Source organism: Paraburkholderia sp., assembly GCF_028283785.1.
GTDB lineage: Bacteria > Pseudomonadota > Gammaproteobacteria > Burkholderiales > Burkholderiaceae > Paraburkholderia.
Genome location: NZ_JAPWKB010000005.1, coordinates 466,822 through 486,015, shown reverse-complemented (window position 1 = coordinate 486,015; position 19,194 = coordinate 466,822). Strand labels below are relative to the sequence as shown.

Annotated in this window: 19 protein-coding genes; 7 read left to right on the top strand and 12 right to left on the bottom strand. The window is 59.8% G+C overall.

Annotated features, from left to right (window positions below; translation table 11 throughout):
* The first annotated feature begins 299 nt into the window (after nt 1-299).
* Complete coding sequence (locus tag PW947_RS06225; RefSeq protein ID WP_299630192.1) at nt 300-476, top strand: hypothetical protein; 177 nt, start codon at nt 300-302, stop codon at nt 474-476.
* 328 nt (nt 477-804) lie between these two features.
* Here the strand turns inward: PW947_RS06225 and PW947_RS06220 are convergent, their stop codons facing one another.
* Nucleotides 805-1,722, bottom strand: coding sequence for a LysR substrate-binding domain-containing protein (locus PW947_RS06220; protein WP_299630191.1), 918 nt, complete (start codon nt 1,720-1,722; stop codon nt 805-807).
* Nucleotides 1,723-1,894: 172 nt separating this feature from the next.
* Here PW947_RS06220 and PW947_RS06215 point away from each other — a divergent pair, with 172 nt between their 5' ends.
* The 5 genes from PW947_RS06215 to dmpG all read left to right on the top strand — a co-directional run bounded on the left by PW947_RS06215 (nt 1,895) and on the right by dmpG (nt 5,834).
* Nucleotides 1,895-2,101 (top strand): tautomerase family protein, encoded by a 207-nt coding sequence (locus PW947_RS06215; RefSeq protein ID WP_299630190.1) that lies wholly within the window; start codon nt 1,895-1,897, stop codon nt 2,099-2,101.
* On the top strand, nt 2,098-2,916 hold the full coding sequence (locus tag PW947_RS06210) for a fumarylacetoacetate hydrolase family protein (protein ID WP_299630189.1): 819 nt from the start codon (nt 2,098-2,100) through the stop codon (nt 2,914-2,916). Before PW947_RS06215 ends, PW947_RS06210 begins: the two co-directional genes overlap by 4 nt.
* Nucleotides 2,913-3,680 (top strand): fumarylacetoacetate hydrolase family protein, encoded by a 768-nt coding sequence (locus PW947_RS06205; RefSeq protein ID WP_299630188.1) that lies wholly within the window; start codon nt 2,913-2,915, stop codon nt 3,678-3,680. Before PW947_RS06210 ends, PW947_RS06205 begins: the two co-directional genes overlap by 4 nt.
* Nucleotides 3,681-3,810: 130 nt before the next feature.
* Complete coding sequence (locus PW947_RS06200) at nt 3,811-4,770, top strand: acetaldehyde dehydrogenase (acetylating) (protein WP_299630605.1); 960 nt, start codon at nt 3,811-3,813, stop codon at nt 4,768-4,770.
* On the top strand, nt 4,770-5,834 hold the full coding sequence (gene dmpG, locus PW947_RS06195) for a 4-hydroxy-2-oxovalerate aldolase (RefSeq protein WP_299630187.1): 1,065 nt from the start codon (nt 4,770-4,772) through the stop codon (nt 5,832-5,834). The genes PW947_RS06200 and dmpG overlap by 1 nt, the downstream gene beginning before the upstream one ends.
* A gap of 105 nt (nt 5,835-5,939) precedes the next feature.
* On the opposite strand, the gene PW947_RS06190 is transcribed toward dmpG, so the two are convergent.
* From PW947_RS06190 to PW947_RS06140, 11 genes are all read right to left on the bottom strand, one after another.
* On the bottom strand, nt 5,940-6,809 hold the full coding sequence (locus PW947_RS06190) for an alpha/beta hydrolase (protein ID WP_299630186.1): 870 nt from the start codon (nt 6,807-6,809) through the stop codon (nt 5,940-5,942).
* A gap of 44 nt (nt 6,810-6,853) precedes the next feature.
* Nucleotides 6,854-7,564: an ABC transporter ATP-binding protein gene (locus tag PW947_RS06185; RefSeq protein ID WP_299630185.1), complete on the bottom strand. Its 711-nt coding sequence runs from the start codon at nt 7,562-7,564 to the stop codon at nt 6,854-6,856.
* On the bottom strand, nt 7,561-8,334 hold the full coding sequence (locus tag PW947_RS06180) for an ABC transporter ATP-binding protein (protein ID WP_299630184.1): 774 nt from the start codon (nt 8,332-8,334) through the stop codon (nt 7,561-7,563). Before PW947_RS06180 ends, PW947_RS06185 begins: the two co-directional genes overlap by 4 nt.
* A complete protein-coding gene (locus tag PW947_RS06175; RefSeq protein ID WP_299630183.1) occupies nt 8,331-9,371 on the bottom strand; it encodes a branched-chain amino acid ABC transporter permease in 1,041 nt (346 codons plus the stop codon). Before PW947_RS06175 ends, PW947_RS06180 begins: the two co-directional genes overlap by 4 nt.
* Nucleotides 9,372-9,378: 7 nt before the next feature.
* The gene (locus tag PW947_RS06170) at nt 9,379-10,299 is read right to left on the bottom strand and encodes a branched-chain amino acid ABC transporter permease (protein ID WP_299630603.1); all 921 of its coding nucleotides are present in this window, start codon (nt 10,297-10,299) and stop codon (nt 9,379-9,381) included.
* A gap of 12 nt (nt 10,300-10,311) precedes the next feature.
* Nucleotides 10,312-11,433, bottom strand: coding sequence for an ABC transporter substrate-binding protein (locus PW947_RS06165; RefSeq protein WP_299630602.1), 1,122 nt, complete (start codon nt 11,431-11,433; stop codon nt 10,312-10,314).
* A 190-nt stretch (nt 11,434-11,623) separates the two neighbouring features.
* Nucleotides 11,624-12,631, bottom strand: coding sequence for an amidohydrolase family protein (locus tag PW947_RS06160; RefSeq protein WP_299630182.1), 1,008 nt, complete (start codon nt 12,629-12,631; stop codon nt 11,624-11,626).
* 45 nt (nt 12,632-12,676) lie between these two features.
* Complete coding sequence (locus tag PW947_RS06155) at nt 12,677-13,210, bottom strand: 3-hydroxyanthranilate 3,4-dioxygenase (RefSeq protein WP_299630181.1); 534 nt, start codon at nt 13,208-13,210, stop codon at nt 12,677-12,679.
* Nucleotides 13,211-13,263: 53 nt separating this feature from the next.
* Nucleotides 13,264-13,680: a RidA family protein gene (locus PW947_RS06150; RefSeq protein WP_299630180.1), complete on the bottom strand. Its 417-nt coding sequence runs from the start codon at nt 13,678-13,680 to the stop codon at nt 13,264-13,266.
* Nucleotides 13,681-13,687: 7 nt separating this feature from the next.
* The gene (locus PW947_RS06145) at nt 13,688-15,187 is read right to left on the bottom strand and encodes a 2-hydroxymuconic semialdehyde dehydrogenase (RefSeq protein WP_299630601.1); all 1,500 of its coding nucleotides are present in this window, start codon (nt 15,185-15,187) and stop codon (nt 13,688-13,690) included.
* Nucleotides 15,188-15,322: 135 nt separating this feature from the next.
* Nucleotides 15,323-16,309: a LysR substrate-binding domain-containing protein gene (locus PW947_RS06140; RefSeq protein ID WP_299630179.1), complete on the bottom strand. Its 987-nt coding sequence runs from the start codon at nt 16,307-16,309 to the stop codon at nt 15,323-15,325.
* Nucleotides 16,310-16,535: 226 nt separating this feature from the next.
* On the opposite strand from PW947_RS06140, the gene PW947_RS06135 reads away from it, so the two are divergent.
* Entirely contained in the window at nt 16,536-17,639 is a 1,104-nt protein-coding gene (locus PW947_RS06135) for a porin (protein ID WP_299630178.1), read from the top strand.
* The last annotated feature ends 1,555 nt before the right edge of the window (nt 17,640-19,194 follow it).

Below are 19,194 nucleotides of genomic sequence, written 5' to 3'. Positions count from 1 at the left end.
GTCGGTCTCAAGGCGCGTGCATATTCCCAGTACCAACTGAAAAACCGCCGAGAACCCGAAATCAGTTCACCCGTCGGTTTCGCGTTTCACTCTCCCCGAAACCGCACTTCATGCGATGTGCTCGGGCCTTGAGTGGGCCGCGCAGTTACGGAGAGAAGTATTCATCGGCAAATGGCACCATTGTCCAGCGCCGCAAGGACGGGGCGGAGTATTGCGAGCGCCAGTACCTTGACGCGGACGGCCGACGACGGCTAGTCCAACTCAGCGGTCCTGTCGGCTCGCCGGATGCCGAAGAGCTGATGCCTTCCACGCTGGCCCGGATCGGGAAAGTCAAAGCTATGATTAGGACCGCCCGGCGAATCGACAAGCTCAACGCCGGGCTGACCGACACGACGACCGCAACCTCGCTCAATCATGAAGTAGTTGCCGCAGGCGGAACACTGATCGCGCTTGACCAAGAAGTACCGGCAGCCTAATGCTAGTCAAAACTTGACCGGATATTCGTTGGCGTTCCGTCCGCAAGAATCTAAGTCCGAATGATGGGGAGCTCGCCTGACTACTTTTCGTATCGGATAGCGTTCTTTGCCGTTCATAGCCCAAGGCGACGAAACGAATGCGCTAAAAAATATACGTGCTTCGCTGGCTCCGCATTCTGACTACACGGTCAGCGTGAAGGTCGCAAAACGTCCCAGCGGCAAGTCGTCCGAGTGCCACTGGATGCGGTAGTTGAACAGCAGATTTTCTTCCGCCGGACGTACTGCAAGCAATCGCATCCAACTAATATCACCGGTTTCAACCGGGACTTCAGTAACCTGGATGGTTCTCCTGTCCTGGTTTCGATCGCCGCGATGTCCGTATCAACTTGAGAAACGCTTGCAAGATCGGTGAGCTATCGCTGCGCCGATACAGGCAACTCAGTTCAATCTGGCGCAGTTGAGTTGACTTAAGCGGGCGGTACATCACGCCGGGTAAACGCAGGTTGACCGCCGATTCAGTCGTCACGCAAATGCCAAAGCGGCTCGCCACGAGCGCGATGCATGTCACCACGTCTTCGACTTCTTGTTCGACCCGCAAGCGGACGCCTTCGGCTCGAAACGCTGCCGCAACCTCTTGCGCCAGTCCGTGGACGGGCGCATTCGGGTACAGGATCATGCGTTCATTATCCAGGTCACGTAGTGTCACAGATTTCTTCCTGCACAACGGATGCCCTTCATAGAGCGCAACCAGGAACGACTCTCGCTGGACCCAGTCCACCGCGATATCCGCTTCGTTCGGAACCAGCCGATTGAAGCCGATGGTGATGCGTCGCTCCCGAAGCGCGGCGATCTGTTCAGCCTTTGACATGTTATGCAGCCCGATTTTTACCGCAGGCCGTTGGGTATGAAAATCTGCCATCAGACGTGGAATTACGTTCAGTATCCCCGAGCTGAAAATGCCGACGTCGAGCCGACCCGTATAACCCTTGCCGGCTAGCTGGGTCTGTTCTTCGGCACGTCGCGACAGCGCAAGAATGTTCGGTACTTCTTCGAGCAGCGCGCGCCCGGCTTCGGTCAGTTCGGCCCCTTTGCTCGTGCGGATAAACAACTGCGTGTCGAGTTCCGCCTCGAGCGCACGGATGTTGCGCGTGAGTGGTGGTTGCGCCATATGCAGGCGCTCGGCGGCCCGCCCGAAATTCAACTCCTCTGCCAATGCGAGGAAGTAGCGCATCTGCTTCAGTTCCATCTGTCTTTTCCTGTTTCAGCAATACCGAAACGGTATCAGATTCTAAAAAGAGGGTATTGGACAGTATGTAAAGCGAACGTAGATGATGGCGGCGATCGATAGGGCGGCCGATGCTTGACCGGGCCGTTCGTTCCGGATCAACCCTCGACCTGCTCATGCAAACAGGAAAGTCATGCCAATCATCCACATCTCGCTTGTAGAGGGACGCGACGACGACGCCATCAAGGCATGTGTCAAAGCCGTCGCGCACACCGTGCACCAATCGCTCGGCGCGCCGCTCAACTCGATTCGCGTCTATGCGACGGTTACGCCAGCTACGCATTGGGCCGTCGGCGATCAGACAAAAGACGAGATCGCCGCGCGGGAGGATGCCCGGTGACGCCGCAACTGATCGAAGAAGCGGCCCGAGCGCTTATTACGGCAGCGCACAACCGCACCTACATTGCTCCGCTGCGTGACACATATGAGCAGTTGACCGTTGATGACGCTTACGCGATTCAGCGTATCAACGTCGACCGGCGCGTCGCGGAAGGCCGGCGCATCGTCGGCTGCAAGATCGGCTGCACCTCGGTCGCCGTGCAGAAGCAGCTGGGCGTCGACAGCCCCGATTTCGGTATGTTGTTCGACGATATGGGCTACGGCGATGGCGAACCGATTCCCTCGTCTCTTCTCACGCAACCGAAGATCGAGGCCGAGGTGGCCTTCGTGATGGGGCGCGACCTGCGCATGCCGAACCCGGGTCAGGTCGACGTGCTGAACGCAATCGACTACGCGCTGCCCGCGCTGGAAATCGTCGGAAGCCGCATCGCGAACTGGAACATCCGGATAACCGACACGATCGCGGACAACGCGTCTGCCTCGGCGTACGTGCTTGGTGCCAGTCCGCGCAAGCTGTCCGAATTCGACGTGCATCTGTGCGGGATGGTCATGGAGCGGCGCGGCGAGCCGGTGTCGGTCGGCGCTGGCGCTGCCTGCCTCGGCAATCCGATCAATGCCGTCGTGTGGCTCGCGCGCACGATGGCCACGCTTGGCACCCCGCTGCGTGCGGGAGACCTCGTGTTGTCGGGCGCACTCGGCCCGATGGTTTCGGTGGCTCCCGGCGATATCGTCGACGCGCGTATCAACGGGCTGGGCTCGGTGCGAGCCGTGTTCGAAGCCGATTTCCCACAAGAACCGCGCGAGGCACGTCAATGAGCCCGATTTCCGAATACGCAACACTGCTCGACGACGCTGCGCGTACCGCCAGCGAAGTTTCCCAATTCGATCCCGAAGGGCGGCTTTCGCTCGATCTGGCATACGAGATCCAATCGGCGTCGATCAAGCGCCGCGTCGAACGCGGGGAGCGGCGTGTCGGTGTGAAGATGGGTTTCACGAGCCGCGCGAAGATGGTCCAGATGGGGCTTTCCGACGTCATCTGGGGGCGCCTCACTTCGGGAATGCAGATCGAGGAAGGAACGTCGATCGACTTCTCGAGATTCGTGCATCCGCGAGTGGAGCCTGAAATTGCATTCATTCTGAAGCGTTCGCTCGAAGGTGATGTCACCGGACCGCAAGCGCTTGCCGCTGTCGACGCTATCGCCCCCGCGCTCGAGATCATCGATTCGCGCTACAAAGACTTCAAGTTCACCCTGCCCGAAGTAATCGCGGATAACGCGTCATCGAGCGGCTTTGTGATCGGCGCATGGTGCGATCCCCGGACCGACTTCAGCAACCTCGGTCTCACGCTCAATATCGATGGCCGCGTTTCGCAAGTTGGCTCGACCGCTGCGCTGCTCGGTCATCCGCTGCGTTCATTGGTCGCTGCCGCACGGCTGTCGGCGCAGGCCGGCGAGCCGTTGCAAGCAGGCTGGATCGTGATGGCGGGCGGTGCAACGCCGGCCGAATGGATCAAGCCTGGACAGCACATATCTGTCGACATGGAGCGGCTCGGCCGGGTTGGTTTTCACATCACGGATTAAGGCATGGCAACAGGACGGTGCAGCCATCGTGATCGACACAAAAGGTCCCGGTGTCTGGGGCCGTGGTGGACTGCGCCCTGAGTCAACGAACGATGCATCGTTAAGCAGGAAACATGATTCCGGAGCGAATATGACTGGTAAGGTAAAAGTGGCGATCATCGGATCCGGCAATATCGGCACGGACCTGATGATCAAGGTGATGCGCAACAGCAAACGCCTCGAGATGAGCGCAATGGTTGGCGTCGATCCTAAATCGGAGGGCCTCGCGCGCGCGCAAAGGATGGGCGTGGCGACAACCGCGGAAGGCCTGGATGGCCTGCTAAAGCTCGACCTTTTCAAGGACATCGATATCGTGTTCGATGCCACGTCCGCGGGTGCACACAAGCGCCACAATGACGTGTTGCAGGCGCACGGCGTGCAGGTGATCGACCTGACGCCCGCGGCAATTGGTCCGTACGTCATTCCGGCGATTAACCTCGAAGCGGAAGACGCCACCAACATAAACATGGTGACATGTGGTGGGCAGGCAACCATTCCGATCGTCGCAGCGGTCTCACGCGTAGCCAAGGTGCACTATGCGGAGATCGTCGCGTCGATATCGAGCAAATCGGCAGGCCCGGGCACGCGCGCGAACATCGACGAATTCACTGAAACGACGCGTAGTGCAATCGAAATCTTGGGCGGCGCGACGCGCGGAAAAGCCATCATTGTGCTGAATCCGGCCGAGCCGCCGCTCATCATGCGCGACACCGTGTTCGTGTTGTCCGAACTTGCCGACCGGCAGGTCATTGAAGACAGCATCGCACGAATGGTGGCGAGCGTGCAGGTGTACGTGCCGGGTTATCGCCTGAAGCAGACGGTGCAGTTCGATGTGATCTCGCCGGAGCAGCCGCTGAACGTGCCGGGCATCGGTCCGACGCATGGCCTGAAAACGTCCGTGTTCCTCGAAGTGGAAGGCGCCGCTCACTATCTGCCTGCGTATGCGGGCAACCTCGACATCATGACGTCGGCCGCGCTCGCGTGTGCCGACATGATGGCGGACCGCCGGATGACGGCTGGCATCGCGCGTGGACACAAGGAGGCCGCGTAATGACATCGATCGAAAAAAAGCTGTATATCTCGGACGTCACACTGCGTGACGGTAGCCACGCGATTCGCCATCAATACAGTATTGCGCATGTGAAAGCGATTGCCTCGGCGCTAGATCTGGCAGGCGTCGACAGTATCGAAGTCGCGCACGGCGACGGCATCGAAGGCTCGAGCTTCAATTATGGTTTCGGCGCGCATAGCGACGTTGAATGGATCGCGGCCGCGGCAGAAAGCGTGAAGACAGCGAAGATCGCCACGCTACTGATTCCCGGCATTGGCACCATGCACGACCTCCGCAATGCTTACGACGCCGGTGCGCGGGTGGTGAGAGTCGCCACCCATTGCACGGAGGCCGACGTGTCGCGTCAGCATCTGGAGTTCGCGCGCAAACTCGGTATGGACCCGGTCGGCTTTCTGATGATGAGCCACATGACCACGCCGCAGAAGCTCGCCGACCAGGCGAAGCTGATGGAGAGCTACGGCGCGAGCTGTGTGTACGTCGTAGATTCCGGAGGCGCGCTCGGCATGAAGGACATCCGCGATCGTTTCCGCGCATTCAAGGACACGCTAAAGCCCGAGACCGGGACTGGTATGCATGCGCATCACAACCTGAGCCTCGGCGTTGCGAATTCGCTGGTCGCGGTCGAGGAAGGGTGCGATCGCATCGACGCGAGTCTCGCGGGAATGGGGGCCGGCGCGGGCAATGCGCCCCTGGAGGTGTTTATCGCAGCAGCGGAACGTCAGGGCTGGCAACACGGTTGTGATCTATACCGGCTGATGGATGCTGCCGACGATCTCGTGCGGCCATTGCAGGATCGTCCGGTTCGGGTGGACCGCGAGACGCTTGCGCTCGGTTATGCCGGCGTGTATTCGAGCTTTCTCCGCCACGCGGAGGTCGCGGCGAGCAAGTATGGCCTCAAGACGGTAGACATCCTGGTGGAGCTCGGCCGGCGCAAGATGGTCGGCGGTCAGGAAGACATGATTGTCGACGTCGCGCTCGATCTGCTTAAACAGGTCAGACACGCGGCAGCTGGGCCCGAATCCGTGACGAGCGCAGCAGACTGACAGGTACAACGCGATAAGCGGCGCCGTCGGCTAGCGCCACTTATCGCAAGCGGAGTGCAGTTGTTTTAAGGTATCGCTGTCGCTCGCGCAACGCGAGCGGCTCACTCAGATGTTCCCGATAAGCGCGATTGTTGCTTCGGACAGCACGCTAGCCGGATCGGCAAGCTCGTTGACGATATTGAAGTGATTCGAGTGCGTATTCGGCACGAGTGATACCGGCAAACGGCGATGGCTGACATCCTCGTGGAATTGCAAGGTCTGGTTCCGGAAGCCTGCCGTTTCCAGTCCGCCCACCGAAAGCAGCAGCGGTGGTGCTCTTTCCGGAAGACGTAGCGCCGGGCTCAACAATGTCGCCTGATCGGAATACAGACGCAGCCATTCGTTGACATTGATATCGCACAAAGGCCGTAGGTCGTATAACCCGCTAAGACCAATCACGCCTTTGATGACGTCGTGCGGAACATTGAAGTGCGGCTGCCAGTAATCTTGATACAGCATGCCGGCAAGATGCCCGCCGGCCGAGCTTCCGCACACGTGAATGCGTTGCGGATCGATGCCATAGGTACGGCCGTGCTTGTACAGCCAGGCGATCGCGCTGCGTACTTCGCGTACCACTTCCGCCAGCGTGGCCTCGGGCAACAGCGTGTATTCGATCATCGCGACGGCCACGCCCGCACCCGTCAGTGCCGCTACCATCGAGCATGCATCCTCCTTGCGTTGCGAGCGCCAGTAGCCGCCGTGAAGATAGACGAAAACAGGCGTCGGTTGTGCCGAGGCGGCGGTCGGGAAAATATCGAGACGCTCGGCGTGCCCCATGCCGTACTGGAGATCCAGTATTCCCGCGCAGCGCTGACGCGACGCCTGCGAAAGCGCCGCATACGTGCGCATCTCGGAATCGAAATTCGTCACCGAGGCACGGGCGTTGTATTGCACCGCACGTTCGTCGAGGTTCGGAAACGTCAGGTCAAACGGCATCAGTGCACCTCGTGGAAAACGTGTTATTCCGGATCACAGCCCGTTCAAATACTCAAATGCGTATGCAGCGTGTCCGCTTGAGCGCTCAGTTGCGCGGACGTGCCCTGCCAGACCACCGAGCCTTTCGACATTACGTAGTGATAGTCCGCGATTGCGAGTTGCGATGCCAGGTTCTTGTCGATACAAAGAATAGCCAGCCCGGTCCTCTTTAGTTCAGCGAGGCACTTCCAGATCTCTTCGCGGATCAACGGAGCGAGTCCTTCGGTCGCTTCGTCGAGAATCAGCAGGCGCGGGTTCGTCATCAGGGCGCGGCCAATCGCAAGCATTTGCTGCTCGCCGCCGGAGAGCGCGGAGCCGAGATTGCGCGCACGTTCCTCGAGGCGCGGAAACAGTTGATAGACACGCTGCAATGTCCATGCGCCGCCTGGGCGCTCGATGCTATTTGCGGTCGCGACCAGATTCTCGCGAACTGTCAGCGTAGGGAAGATGTGACGCCCTTCGGGTACGAGACCGAGGCCCGTGCGCGCGATTCGGTAAGACGGTGCATTGTCGATTGGCTGGCCCGCCATCCGGATCACGCCGCGTCGCGACTTCAGCAGCCCGGTGATCGACTTGACCGTGGTTGATTTGCCCATGCCGTTGCGGCCTAACATCGTGACGAACTGACCGTCGTCAATGGTTAGTTCGACGCCGAACAGCACCTGGCTGCGGCCATAGAATGCTTCGAGCGAAGCGACTTCCAGCAGGTGGCTCATGCAACACTCCGTGACAGGTTGGGCGCGGACTGCTCATCGCCCAGATAAGCGGCACGCACCGCCGGATTCGCGCGGATCTCGTCCGGGCTGCCAGTGATAAGCGCCTTGCCATAGACCAGTACCGTTATACGGTCGGCGAGTGCGAACACCGCGTCCATGTCGTGCTCCACGAGCAGCATCGCATGCGAGCCCTTGAGTGCCTGCAGTTGCGCCGTCATCTGCACGGTTTCGGTCTGGCTCATGCCGGCCATGGGCTCGTCGAGCAACAGCAGTCGCGGATGGGTCGCCAAAGCCATCGCCAATTCCAGTTGACGGTGTTCACCATGTGCCATTTCAGCGACGCAGGCGTCGGCGTGTCCGGCGAGGCCCGTCTGTTCAAGCAGCGCGAGCGCTTCGTCAAGCACGTCGTGTCGCGCGGCGAGTCGGGTCCAGCAGCCGAAACGTGACCCGCGCTGCGCATTCACCGCGAGCAGCACGTTTTCGAGCGCGGTGTATTCCGGCAGCACCGAGGTGATCTGATATGAACGCGCAAGCCCGAGGCGCGCCCGTTTCTCGACGCTCAATCGCGTTATGTCGTCGCCGGCGAAATAGATCTTGCCGTTGTCGGGTATCAGTTCTCCGGCAAGCTGGCCGATCAGTGTGCTCTTGCCCGCACCATTCGGGCCTATCACTGCGTGAATCTCGCCAGGTTCCACACTGACACTGAAATGATCGGTTGCGGTGAAGTTGCCGTAGCGCTTCACCAATCCGTCAACCTGCAGCAGGCTCATCGAACGCCTCCTTGAGCGCGGAGGCGTTGGCGGCGGGCTTCGAGTGCATACGCGACACCAATCAGACCGCGTCGGCTCGCCAGCACCGCGATGACGATCAACGGGCCCATCACGAGCATCCAATGTTCAGTGACGCTTTTGAGCCCTTCCTCCAGCAGCACGATCGCGAGTGTGCCGAGCAGCGGCCCGACAAAGCTGCCTGCACCGCCAATCACGACCATCACGATCAGATCGCCCGACATCGTCCATGACATGTATGACGGCGCGACGAATTGCGTAAGATTTGCGAACAGCACACCTGCCACGCTACACAACATCGCCGATACCACATAGACGGTGAGCTTGACGCGGGAGGCCCGCACGCCGAGCGCGCGCATGCGGCGCTCGTTGATGCGGATCCCGCCCAGCGTCATGCCGGCTGCGCTTTTCAGAAAGCGCCGACCGAATAGCAATACTGCAATCAGCACGGCGGCAGAGACATAGTAGAGAGTCGTCGGATCGGCCAGCGAGAAGTGGCCGAAGCGGCTGGCGGCGGCCAGCGGAAAGCCGTCGTCACCGCCGTATTCGCGCAAGCTGACAACGAAAAAATAGAACATCTGCGCGAAGGCGAGGGTGATCATGATGAACGCGATACCGCTTGTGCGTAGCGCGATCGCGCCAGTCACGAACGCGACCGGTGCGCATAGTGCGAGGGCTGCGGCCAGATGCAGTCCGGCGCCGACCACGCCGTGCTGCGCAAGTATTCCCGTGGCGTATGCACCTAGTCCGAAATACAACGCATGTCCCAAGCTGACGAGGCCGCCGACACCGAGCATCAGGTCGAGTGAAAGCGCGGCAATCGCGAGTATCGCAATCCGTGTAAATAACGTCACCAGAAATGGTTGGCCTGCGAGCGCGGCGTAAGCCGGGACGACCAGTAGCAGCAGGGCGATCAGCCAGCTTAGCCGGTCTGCGTAGCTCGGGCGGCTGCGCATACCCTGGTCGGTCAGGCTATGCGTACGCGCGGTGCGACTCGCGAAGAGAGGAGTGGGCATCATGTCGGCATCAGGAATGTTTGACGGGAAAGAGTCCCTGCGGACGCCACGCGAGTACGAGCGCCATCAGGATGTAGATGAGCATCGACGCTAGCGCGGGACCGGCCGTATCGGCGCTGCTGCGTTGCAGTACCTCGCGTAGCACGACGGGGAGCAATGTGCGCCCCAGCGTGTCGATCACGCCGACCAGCAACGCGCCGAGGAATGCGCCACGAACCGAACCAATACCACCGATCACGATGACAACCATCGTTAGAATCAGGACCGGCTCTCCCATACCGGGCTGTACTGACAAAACGGGCCCCGCGAGTAGACCCGCGATGCCCGCGAGCGCTGCCGCCACACCGAAGAGCACGGCGTTCAGCAGCACTACATTCACGCCGAGCGCGGCCACCATGTCGCGGTGTGTGGCGCCCGCGCGAACCAGCATACCGATGCGCGTGCGGTGAATCACCAGGTAACAGCCACCTGCCACGGCAAGGCCTACGACGACGATCAGCAGCCGATAAGCCGGATAGTGAATGCCGAACAGATCGACCGCGCCCGCCAACGCCTCGGGGACTTCCATGTAGTACGGCGACGGTCCCCAGATGGTGCGGGTCAGCTCGTTGAAAAAGAGAATTAACCCAAAGGTGGCCAGCACCTGATCGAGGTGATGCCGTTGATAAAGCCTCCGGAATACGAGTGACTCCAGCAGCATGCCAAGTGCCATCAAGGCGACGATCACAGCGAGCGCCGCCAGAGCGAACGATCCGCTCAGGTTATAGATCAATGCGCCGACGAATGCGCCGGTCATGTAGAGCGATCCGTGCGCGAGATTGACGAAATTCAGAATGCCAAATACGAGTGTCAGTCCGGCTGCCATCAGAAACAGCAATACGCCGAGCTGCAAACCGTTCAGGCACTGCATGACAAGCAACGTCAGGTTCATCATCGCGTTCGCTCAGTTCATCTTGCATTGCTGAGCAACGGGATTGTCGAACTTCGGCACGATCGGACCTTTAGCCTGGAACTGTGCGCCGTTGCCCGTGCGTACGACGTCGACCCGATAGAAACCTGAGCGCGGAAACTGATTCCCTTCGAAGCTGAATGCACCGCGCACCGACTCAAACTTCGCGCCGGCCAGCGAGCGGCGCAGTGCCTGCGTGTCCGAGACATTGCCTTTCACCGATGCGAGCGCTGTGTCGAGCAGATTGGCGGCGTCGTAGGACTGGGCGGCATACATTGACGCGACCCTGCCGTATTTCTTGCTGAAAGCAGCCACGAACTGGGTGTTCTGCGGATTCTGCAAGTCTGGCGAATAAGGTGCACTTGTGATTGCACCCACCGCAAGTTCCTTTAGCGCGGGCAGCGTGGTTCCGTCGATCGTCGAGACAGAGATGAGCGGAATCTTGCCAAGCAGGCCGGCCTGGCGATACTGCTTGACGAAGTTCACACCCATTCCGCCCGGATAGAACACGTACACCGCCTCCGGTTGCGCCGCTTGCAATTGCGAGAGTTCGGCGGAGTAGTCAAGTTGATTGACCTGCGTATAGACTTCATCGACGATCGAACCGTGGTAGTCGCGCTTGAACCCCGACACGGCATCGCGTCCTGCCTGATAGTTCGGCGCCATCACGTAGACGCGGTGGAAACCGAGATCGGTCACCAGTTGCCCGCCCGCTTCGTGCAGCTCATCGTTATTCCACGAAGTCGAGAAGAAGAGCGGAGAGCAGCCCGCGCCCGCCAGCTGTGTCGGCCCTGCATTCGAACCGATCAGGACGACGCCGGCGCTCGTTACCGGCTTGTGAATCGCCATCATCACGTTCGAGAACGTCACACCGGTGATGATTTTCACGCCGTCCCGACTTATCAATTGCTGGGCTTCCTGCAAGGCGAGATCGGGTTTGAGCTGGTCGTCCTCGCGCAGGACCTGTACCGGTACTCCACCGAGCTTGCCGCCCTTCTGTTCGACAGCGAGCATGAAGGCGTCGTATTGATCCTGACCGAGTGCGCCGCCAGGTCCCGACAAAGTGCCAATAAAGCCAATCTTCAGCGGAGCGGCATCGGCGGCCTGCACTGGCATTGACGGCAACGCGGCGGCGCTGGTCACTGCCGCCGTGGTAAGCACCGCGAATGCCGCACGCGTCTGACGAGCGGTTTCTGAAAAGCCGCGGTAGCGCAGCGATCGGCGAATGAGCGAAACGGTCATGACAATGTCCTGGCGAGCGGTTGGAATGGAGCGAGTGGTACAGGAGGGGTTGGCGCGCTGTGCACTACAGCGTGATGTCGATATCGAAGAAAGTGGCGGCATTGCCCGCACTGATGCGGCCGCGCTGCTGCTCATCGAGCCAGTCGCTTTCGGCCAGCATCGCGCCGATCTGTTGTTCGCCGAGCGGGAACGGATGGTCGGAACCCAGCATCACGCGCTCCGCACCCATCACTTCTACCAGCAGGCGTAACGCGCGCTGATCGAACACCGCGCTGTCGACGTAAAAGCGGTCCACGTATTCGGAAGGTGGCCGTGGGCAATCCTTTCGAACGATGTCACGGCATCGCCAGGCATTGTCGACGCGACCCAGCAAGAAAGCGAAACTGCCGCCGCCATGAGCGAATGCCAGCTTCAGCGAACGCGGAATCCGCTCGAACGCGCCGGACAGAATCAGAGAGAGAATTCCCAGTTGCGTCTCCGCCGGCATCGCGACGAGCCACGGCAGCATCCACTGCTTCATACGACCGTCTGTCATCATGTCCCACGGATGCACGAGCACGGGTATCGCCTCGTTAGCGCAATGGGTGAGAAATTCGACCAGGTGTTCGTCATCGAGATCGCGGGCGCCGAGGTGATTGCCGATTTGCACGCCAACATGGCCGGCCTTCCTGGCGCGGCTCGCTTCGATGCACGCCAGTTCGACGTCTTGCAATGGCACCTGCGCGAGCGCCTTCAGACGGGCAGGACGATACGCGCAGTGCTCCAGAGCGAGGTCGTTCATGCGTGCCGCCCATTCCGCCGCGGCACGCGCCTCATAGCGGTATCCGAACATGATCGGCGTCGCGCAGATGATCTGTGCCGCGACGCCGACGCGATCGAGTTCTTCGAGGCGTGCGGCGGGATTCCAGAGCGCCTCGCGCACCGGCCGAAAACTGCGGTCGCCCATCATGATGTTGCCGGTCTCGCCGCCCGAGTCAATCTGGAGCCACGGCGCTTGCGCGGCATCCAGCCGGGCTGCATCTTCCCGCCCGATGGGCGGAAAGAAGTGCGAGTGCATGTCTATTTTCTTCATGTCGTCATGTTCAGTCAGGTTTTATTGCGTACTAACCGATCGTGCTCAAGCCGCTTTGCCGCGATGCACCCGTCCGCAATGCGGACAGGTCCTAAGATGCTCGTCCCGGTAGAACGCGTCGAAAAGCGGCGGTAGATCGGTCACGATATTGATCAGTTGGACCTCGGCGCGATACACCAGTTGGCCGCAACCATCGTCGCTATCGCAGTACCATTCAAAGCCGTCCATCTGACCCAGGGGACGTTGCCGCTCAATCACGAGGCAGGCGCTGTTCGGCTCCGGACGTTGTGGCGAGTGCCGCACGTGGGGCGGCAGCAGCATCACGTCACCCTCGCGCAGATCGACCCGATCCTTCTTGCCGTCGATCCACAGATTCAGATAGGCGTTGCCCCGCAACTGATAGAAGAACTCTTCGCTGGGGTCGTCGTGATAATCGGTCCGATGATTCGGCCCCCCGACCACGGTGACGATAAAGTCATGGTCCTGCCAGATCTGCTGATTACCGACGGGTGGTTTGAGCAGATGTTCGTGGTCCTCGATCCAACGCGACAGGTTAAGCGGGGGCATGAAGCGGGACATCCAGATCTCCTGAGGCAGCAATGAGGTGTTGCAGGTCATGAAGCTGCGCGTGCTTAGCGCGGCTTGTAGGCGACCGCCTTGATTTCGATAGCGAGTTGCGGATGGGGTAACTGGTGTACGGCGACCGTGGTGCGAGCGGGGCCATCGGTGTCGAAGTAGTCGCCGTACACTGCGTTGTATCCAGCGAAGTCGTTCATGTTCACGAGGTAGGTGCAGATCTCGACTACATCCTTGAGCGTCGCGCCTTCGGTCGCGAGGATGTCGCCAATATTGTCGAGCACCGCGCGCGTCTGCTCGCGAATGTCGACGTCCATCGTCCCCATCAGGTCCACCTGTGCGCCTGCAATACTATTGTCCGCGCGACGGGAACTGGTGCCGGACACGAACAGAAAGTCGCCTGCGCGCTTGAGATGCGGATAGGCGCCACGGGGTCTGGCCTTCTCGTGTAGTAGTTGTGAAGAAACAGTCATAGAGCTCTCACAGTTTGATGCAGATTGTCGACAGTTCGGAGTAGAAGTCGAGCGAATGGCGGCCGCCTTCGCGGCCCAGCCCCGACAGCTTCGTGCCGCCGAAGGGGGTGCGCAGATCGCGGCTGAACCACGTGTTGACCCATACAAGGCCGGTATGCATCTGGCGCGACACGCGGTGCGCCCGCGCGAGACTTGTGGTCCACACACATGCAGCGAGCCCGTAAGCGCTGTCGTTGACGCGGCGTACCACTTCGTCTTCCGCGTCGAATGGTGCGATGTGGCATACGGGTCCGAAGATTTCTTCTGTCACGCAGCGTGCGCTATCGGGGAGGCCAGTCAGAATGGTCGGCTCGACGTAGGCGCCGCCGTCCCGTTCATCGCCGAATTGAGGTGTGCCGCCGCCCGTCACCACGGTTGCGCCTTCGTCAACCGCGAGCCGGTAGTAAGACAGCACCTTGTCGCGATGTCCGCGCGAGATCACGGGTCCCATGTCTACGTTTGCGTCATCCGGGAAGCCGATTTTCATTGCCTCGGTCTTCTGCTTCAACGCCGCGACGAAGCGCTCGAAGATAGGCCGTTCCACATACACGCGTTCCGAGCACAGACAGACTTGTCCCGCGTTCGTGAAGCTCGATCGACGGACGCCTTCGACGGCGGCTTCGAAATCGGCGTCGGCGAATACCACTGCTGCGTTCTTGCCACCGAGTTCGAAAGAGATCTCTTTTACGTCGTCGGCCACCGCCTTCATGATGGCGCTACCCGTACGCGATTCGCCGGTAAAGGTAATTGCGGCGACGTCTTTATGGCGAGTCAGCGCTTCTCCCGCGGAGCCTGGACCGAAACCGTGTACGAGATTGAATACGCCCCTCGGCACTCCCGCTTCGTGCATCACTTCGGCGAGTAGCGTCGCGGATGACGGCGTCTCTTCGGAAGGTTTGACGACGACGCAATTGCCCATTGCCAACGCGGGTGCGACTTTCCAGGTCAGCAGTAGCATTGGCAAATTCCACGGTGAGATGATCCCCACCACCCCGAGCGGCTTGCGCACCACATAACTGAACTGATCCGAGCCGTCAGCAGCGCGGCTTTCGAAGATCTCGCTGGATGCAGTAGAGATGAGCTGCGCAAAGGTACGAAAATTGGCGACTCCGCGAGCGATATCGAGCGTGCGCGCTTGATGTATCGGTCGCCCGGTATCGGCGACTTCGGCCGCAACGAACTCTTCGAAGCGTCGCTCGATGCCATCGGCAATCTTGACGAGCAGTGCGGCACGCTGCTGAACATCGAACTGGCCCCACGGACCCGTGAGCGCGGCGCGCGCTGCCGCTACGGCCTGGTTGACCTCGGTCGTGCCGGCCTCACTGACGAGTGCCAGCAGATCGCCGGTCACCGGGCTGCGATTCTCGAAGTGCGCGTCGCTCGCGACAAATTCTCCGCCGATGTAGTTGCGCAGCAAAGGCGGCGCATCGGCGCTTGGCGAAGAAGGAAGTGAAAACGGATAAGTCATCTGCATGAGTTCCTGCGTAGGACGGATGCGATGAGTCTAGGAGGCCGTTTCCATAAAAAATAATAACGATTCAGGCCGCCGATATTCCGTTTCTCTATAGCAGGGCCGGCGCTGCGTTGCGCGGCCGACGCGCCGTCAGTCGTCGATCAGCGCTGCGCTTTCGCGCAGGCATGCGATGAAGCGCGCACACGCGGGGCTGGCTTTCTTGTCGGCACGGACGGAAAAACCCACGGCGCCGAAATCGGCGGCTTCGCTGACCGGTACGATCGCGAGCAAACCCGCGTCGACGAACTGTTGCGCGGCTACGCGCGGCATCAGTGCAACGCACGCACGCTCTAGCAAAAGACCGATGTTGGTGAGCATCGACAGGGATTCGACACGGTCTACGGGTAGTGACAGACCGGCATCCTCAAACAGACGCTCGGCGCGCAGGCGGGTCGGCGAGTCGGCCAATGGCAGGATCCACGGCAGATCGACCAGGTCGGCCAGGCGAGGCCGTCTGGGTAACGCGAGCGCGTGGCGCGCGCCGACCACCAGACAGATTGATTCCTGGAAGAGCACTTCGTGATGTAACGGAAACGCATTGGCAAGCGGCAATTCCCGCTCGGGTAAACGACCGACCACTATGTCGAGGTCACCGGTCGACAGCGCGGGGAAAAGCTGCGTGGTCGAGCCTTCGCGCACCGTGACAAGCATGCCTGGTGCTTGATCCTTGAGTAGCCGGATCGCCACTGGCAGCAACCGGGCGGACGCAACGATCAAGGTGCCGACGATCAGATGGCCCGCGGTGCCGCCTTGCAGTGCGTTGATCTCATCGGTCAGGTAGCGCAGTTCAGTAGACATCGATTTCGCACGACGGCCCAGCAGTCGGCCCAGTTCGGTCGGCACTACCCCCCGGTTGGTGCGCTCGAAAAGAGGCGCGCTGAAGAAAGCTTCGAGTTCCTGCACCGCCTTGGAGATCGCCGGTTGCGTCATGCCCAGTTCTTTCGCGGCACGCAGCAGTGAGCCGCTGTCAATGACTTTTGCAATGAGGATCAGTTGCTGCAATTTCAGCTTGCGTGACAGCGAAACATGCGAAATCTCGGGAACACGCTCAGTCCGGATGCGTACATCTTTGTTCATGATCGTTCATCTCCAGTATTCGTGATCGTGGCGCCAATGCCGATGCGTGGACCGCCGCAGATATTACCGTTCTGACTAACAGAAGCGGTTTTTTTCATTATTCTTTCCGCGCCGGTCCTTCTAGATTGACTCTGCTTTACGCCCTGACTGTGCCAGCAGACAGGTAAGCCACCACGACATTGCCAGTCGTTACGCTCACGCGAGCAGACCATAATCAGGAAAACGGATGAAAAAAAGAAAGACGTTCGCCGCAGCCATCATGGCTGTTTCCGGCGCAACCGCGACGACCCATGCATTTGGACAGAGCAGCGTTACGCTGTACGGGATCGTTGAAGAGGGTCTCACTTATACGACCAATCAGGGCGGAGGGCACAACCTGCAGATGCAAAGTGGCGTGACCCAAGGATCACGCTGGGGTTTGCGCGGCGCGGAAGATCTGGGCGATAGCCTACGTGCGATCTTCGTGCTGGAAAACGGCTTCGATCCGTCGACCGGAAATCTCGGCCAGAATAGCCGTCTGTTCGGTCGCAACGCGTATGTTGGCATTGATTCACGCTTCGGTACGTTTACGCTCGGGCGGCAATACGAGTTCATGACCGACTACATGTCGCCGCTCAGCGCGCAGGGGCAGTGGGGCATTTATTTTGCGCACGCTGGCGACGTCGATAATCTGAACGGTACCTTTCGCGTGAACAACTCCGCCAAATACCAGAGTCCGGATTTCGGCGGACTTCACTTGGGCGCGATGTATTCGTTCGGCGGACAGGCCGGCTCATTCGGCAAGAACGGTGTGATCAGTGTGGGCGCAAACTACAAAAGTGGCCCGCTGTATGCAGCGGCTGCTTATACACACATCAATAGCCCCTACGCGGCTGTGTTCGATTCGTTGTCGAAGAACACGCTGTATACGCACTATCTGCCAAGCGCCACGAGCGAGGATATTTATGGTCTGGGTGCGAGTTACGTGATCGGTGCATTTAAATTCGGCCTGAACGCCACCCGAACCGTGTTTCACTCGGGACTCGACAGTGCCAATGTCGACTTCAACAACTATGAAGCATGGCTCGGATATAACATCTCGGCCGCGTTGCAGGTGGGTGGAGGCTATACGCTCAGCGACGTACGCGAACACGCGAGCGGGAACAAGCCCCGCTACCAGCAGGCCAACCTGATGGTCGACTACTTTCTGTCGAAGCGCACTGACGTCTATGCAATGGCCGCGTGTCTGACCGGCAGTAGCGGGACTCATGCGCAGATGGACTATGTTACTTCTGCTTCGTCCACCAATCGCCAATCGTTAGTCCGGGTCGGCATTCGACACAAGTTCTAAAGAGGCGGCGCCGACGAAGTTCTGAACTTCGTCGGTCCCGTCCACGCGGGAGGAGCCTTGCCGTTGGCGTTGGCATGGATCCGCCGAGATCGGGGAAACGATCGACGGCGGATTTTGTGTTTAAGTGCGTCAGTGATGACAATAGTGGAGACGCTCAACGAAGGGCGCCTCGGTGTTCAGATGGTTTTATATCAGACCGACGGTTTCGCGTCATCGCCGCAGGCGGATTGATGAAACCCTGCAACGAGCGTGTCGACGATGTGATTGAGTTCGTCGCGTTCCTTTGCTGAGAGCATCGAAGGCATTTCGGTTTCCAGCGAACCCCCAACTCGTCGCCGGCTGCGCGTTTCCGCTCGCCTGTCGCCGTGGCCCGTAGCTGAAAGTGCTGCGCGTCGACCGGATGAATGGTCCGGCGCACGATTTAGTTCTGGCCATCGCTTCTTGCCGAGTACTACCGCCAGCCCCTGAAAACGCATCTGTCCTCTTGGGATGCGAGGTCATCGAGTGGCCTTCCGATGTCGGTTCTCGGGACGGCCATTCGGACCATGCGCTATGCGGAAGCGAAAATAACATGGAATATGCTGCGACTGGCTCGACGTTTCAGTTGCGCCCTTGCCAGCGGCGAAGTACTCGAGTTACCGCAAGGGGGAAGCTCGAGGACTGCGTTGGTTCGGTTCCTATCCGAAGTTTTCTAGCCTCGAGGTCCCGCTTCCGGATGAAAAAAACCCGGTGGCTGACGGGATCAACTGATTATTGATTGCCCGCCAAGACCGATATCGAGCGGCCCCACATATGCATGTCTCGGGTCGTTCGAATGTCCGCGAGCGCGCTTCGGCCAATGACTGAAACTGGCTGAATTTTGTCTGATACTGCTTACTCAGGGGAACGCACAGCGGCCGATGAACTGGGCGGCAAGCAAACGTTCAGGCTGAATATCTGTCAAGCGATGGCGGCGCGGCACAAAAGCTCTGCTCGTTGTCTGAGGGGAGGCCAATCACTTGGCGCGCGTAGAACGAGTTTCCCTCCGCAGGTCACCTGCTCGCTGCACACGTCCCTTGAATTGACGACTCGCTCAGAGCGACACGATCTGGCGCAATAGCGCTAGCGCTTTCATTTCATCCAGCCGTCCAGTACGCGCCTTACCAGCGAGCGTCTTGATAAGTGCTTCCGCTATCGGGGCAATACCGATCAGGTCGCTTGCGCGCAGGCCGGTAGCGTAGCGTAGGAAAAATCGAGGACAGAACCTCTGTCGTTGTGCTGCCAGTGCGGCCCGATCATTCGACATTCGAGGCACTCCGCGACCGTACGAACTAGCGCCCATTCCCCGTCGCTGACCGCGTGCGAACGACCAGTATGACACCGCTCATTGGACAAGCTGCCCCGTCTCTCATGCCCACAACGCGGCGAGTTCATCGGGATCGGGAAAGGCTTGCGGGTCGCACCTCGTCGCCGGAATAATGAAGAAGCAGCCTTTCGCGGCATATTTGCTGGACAACGAATTTTCCGAAAAAACAGAGAAATTAAGATAGCGATAGTCATTTGGATAGTGCGGTTT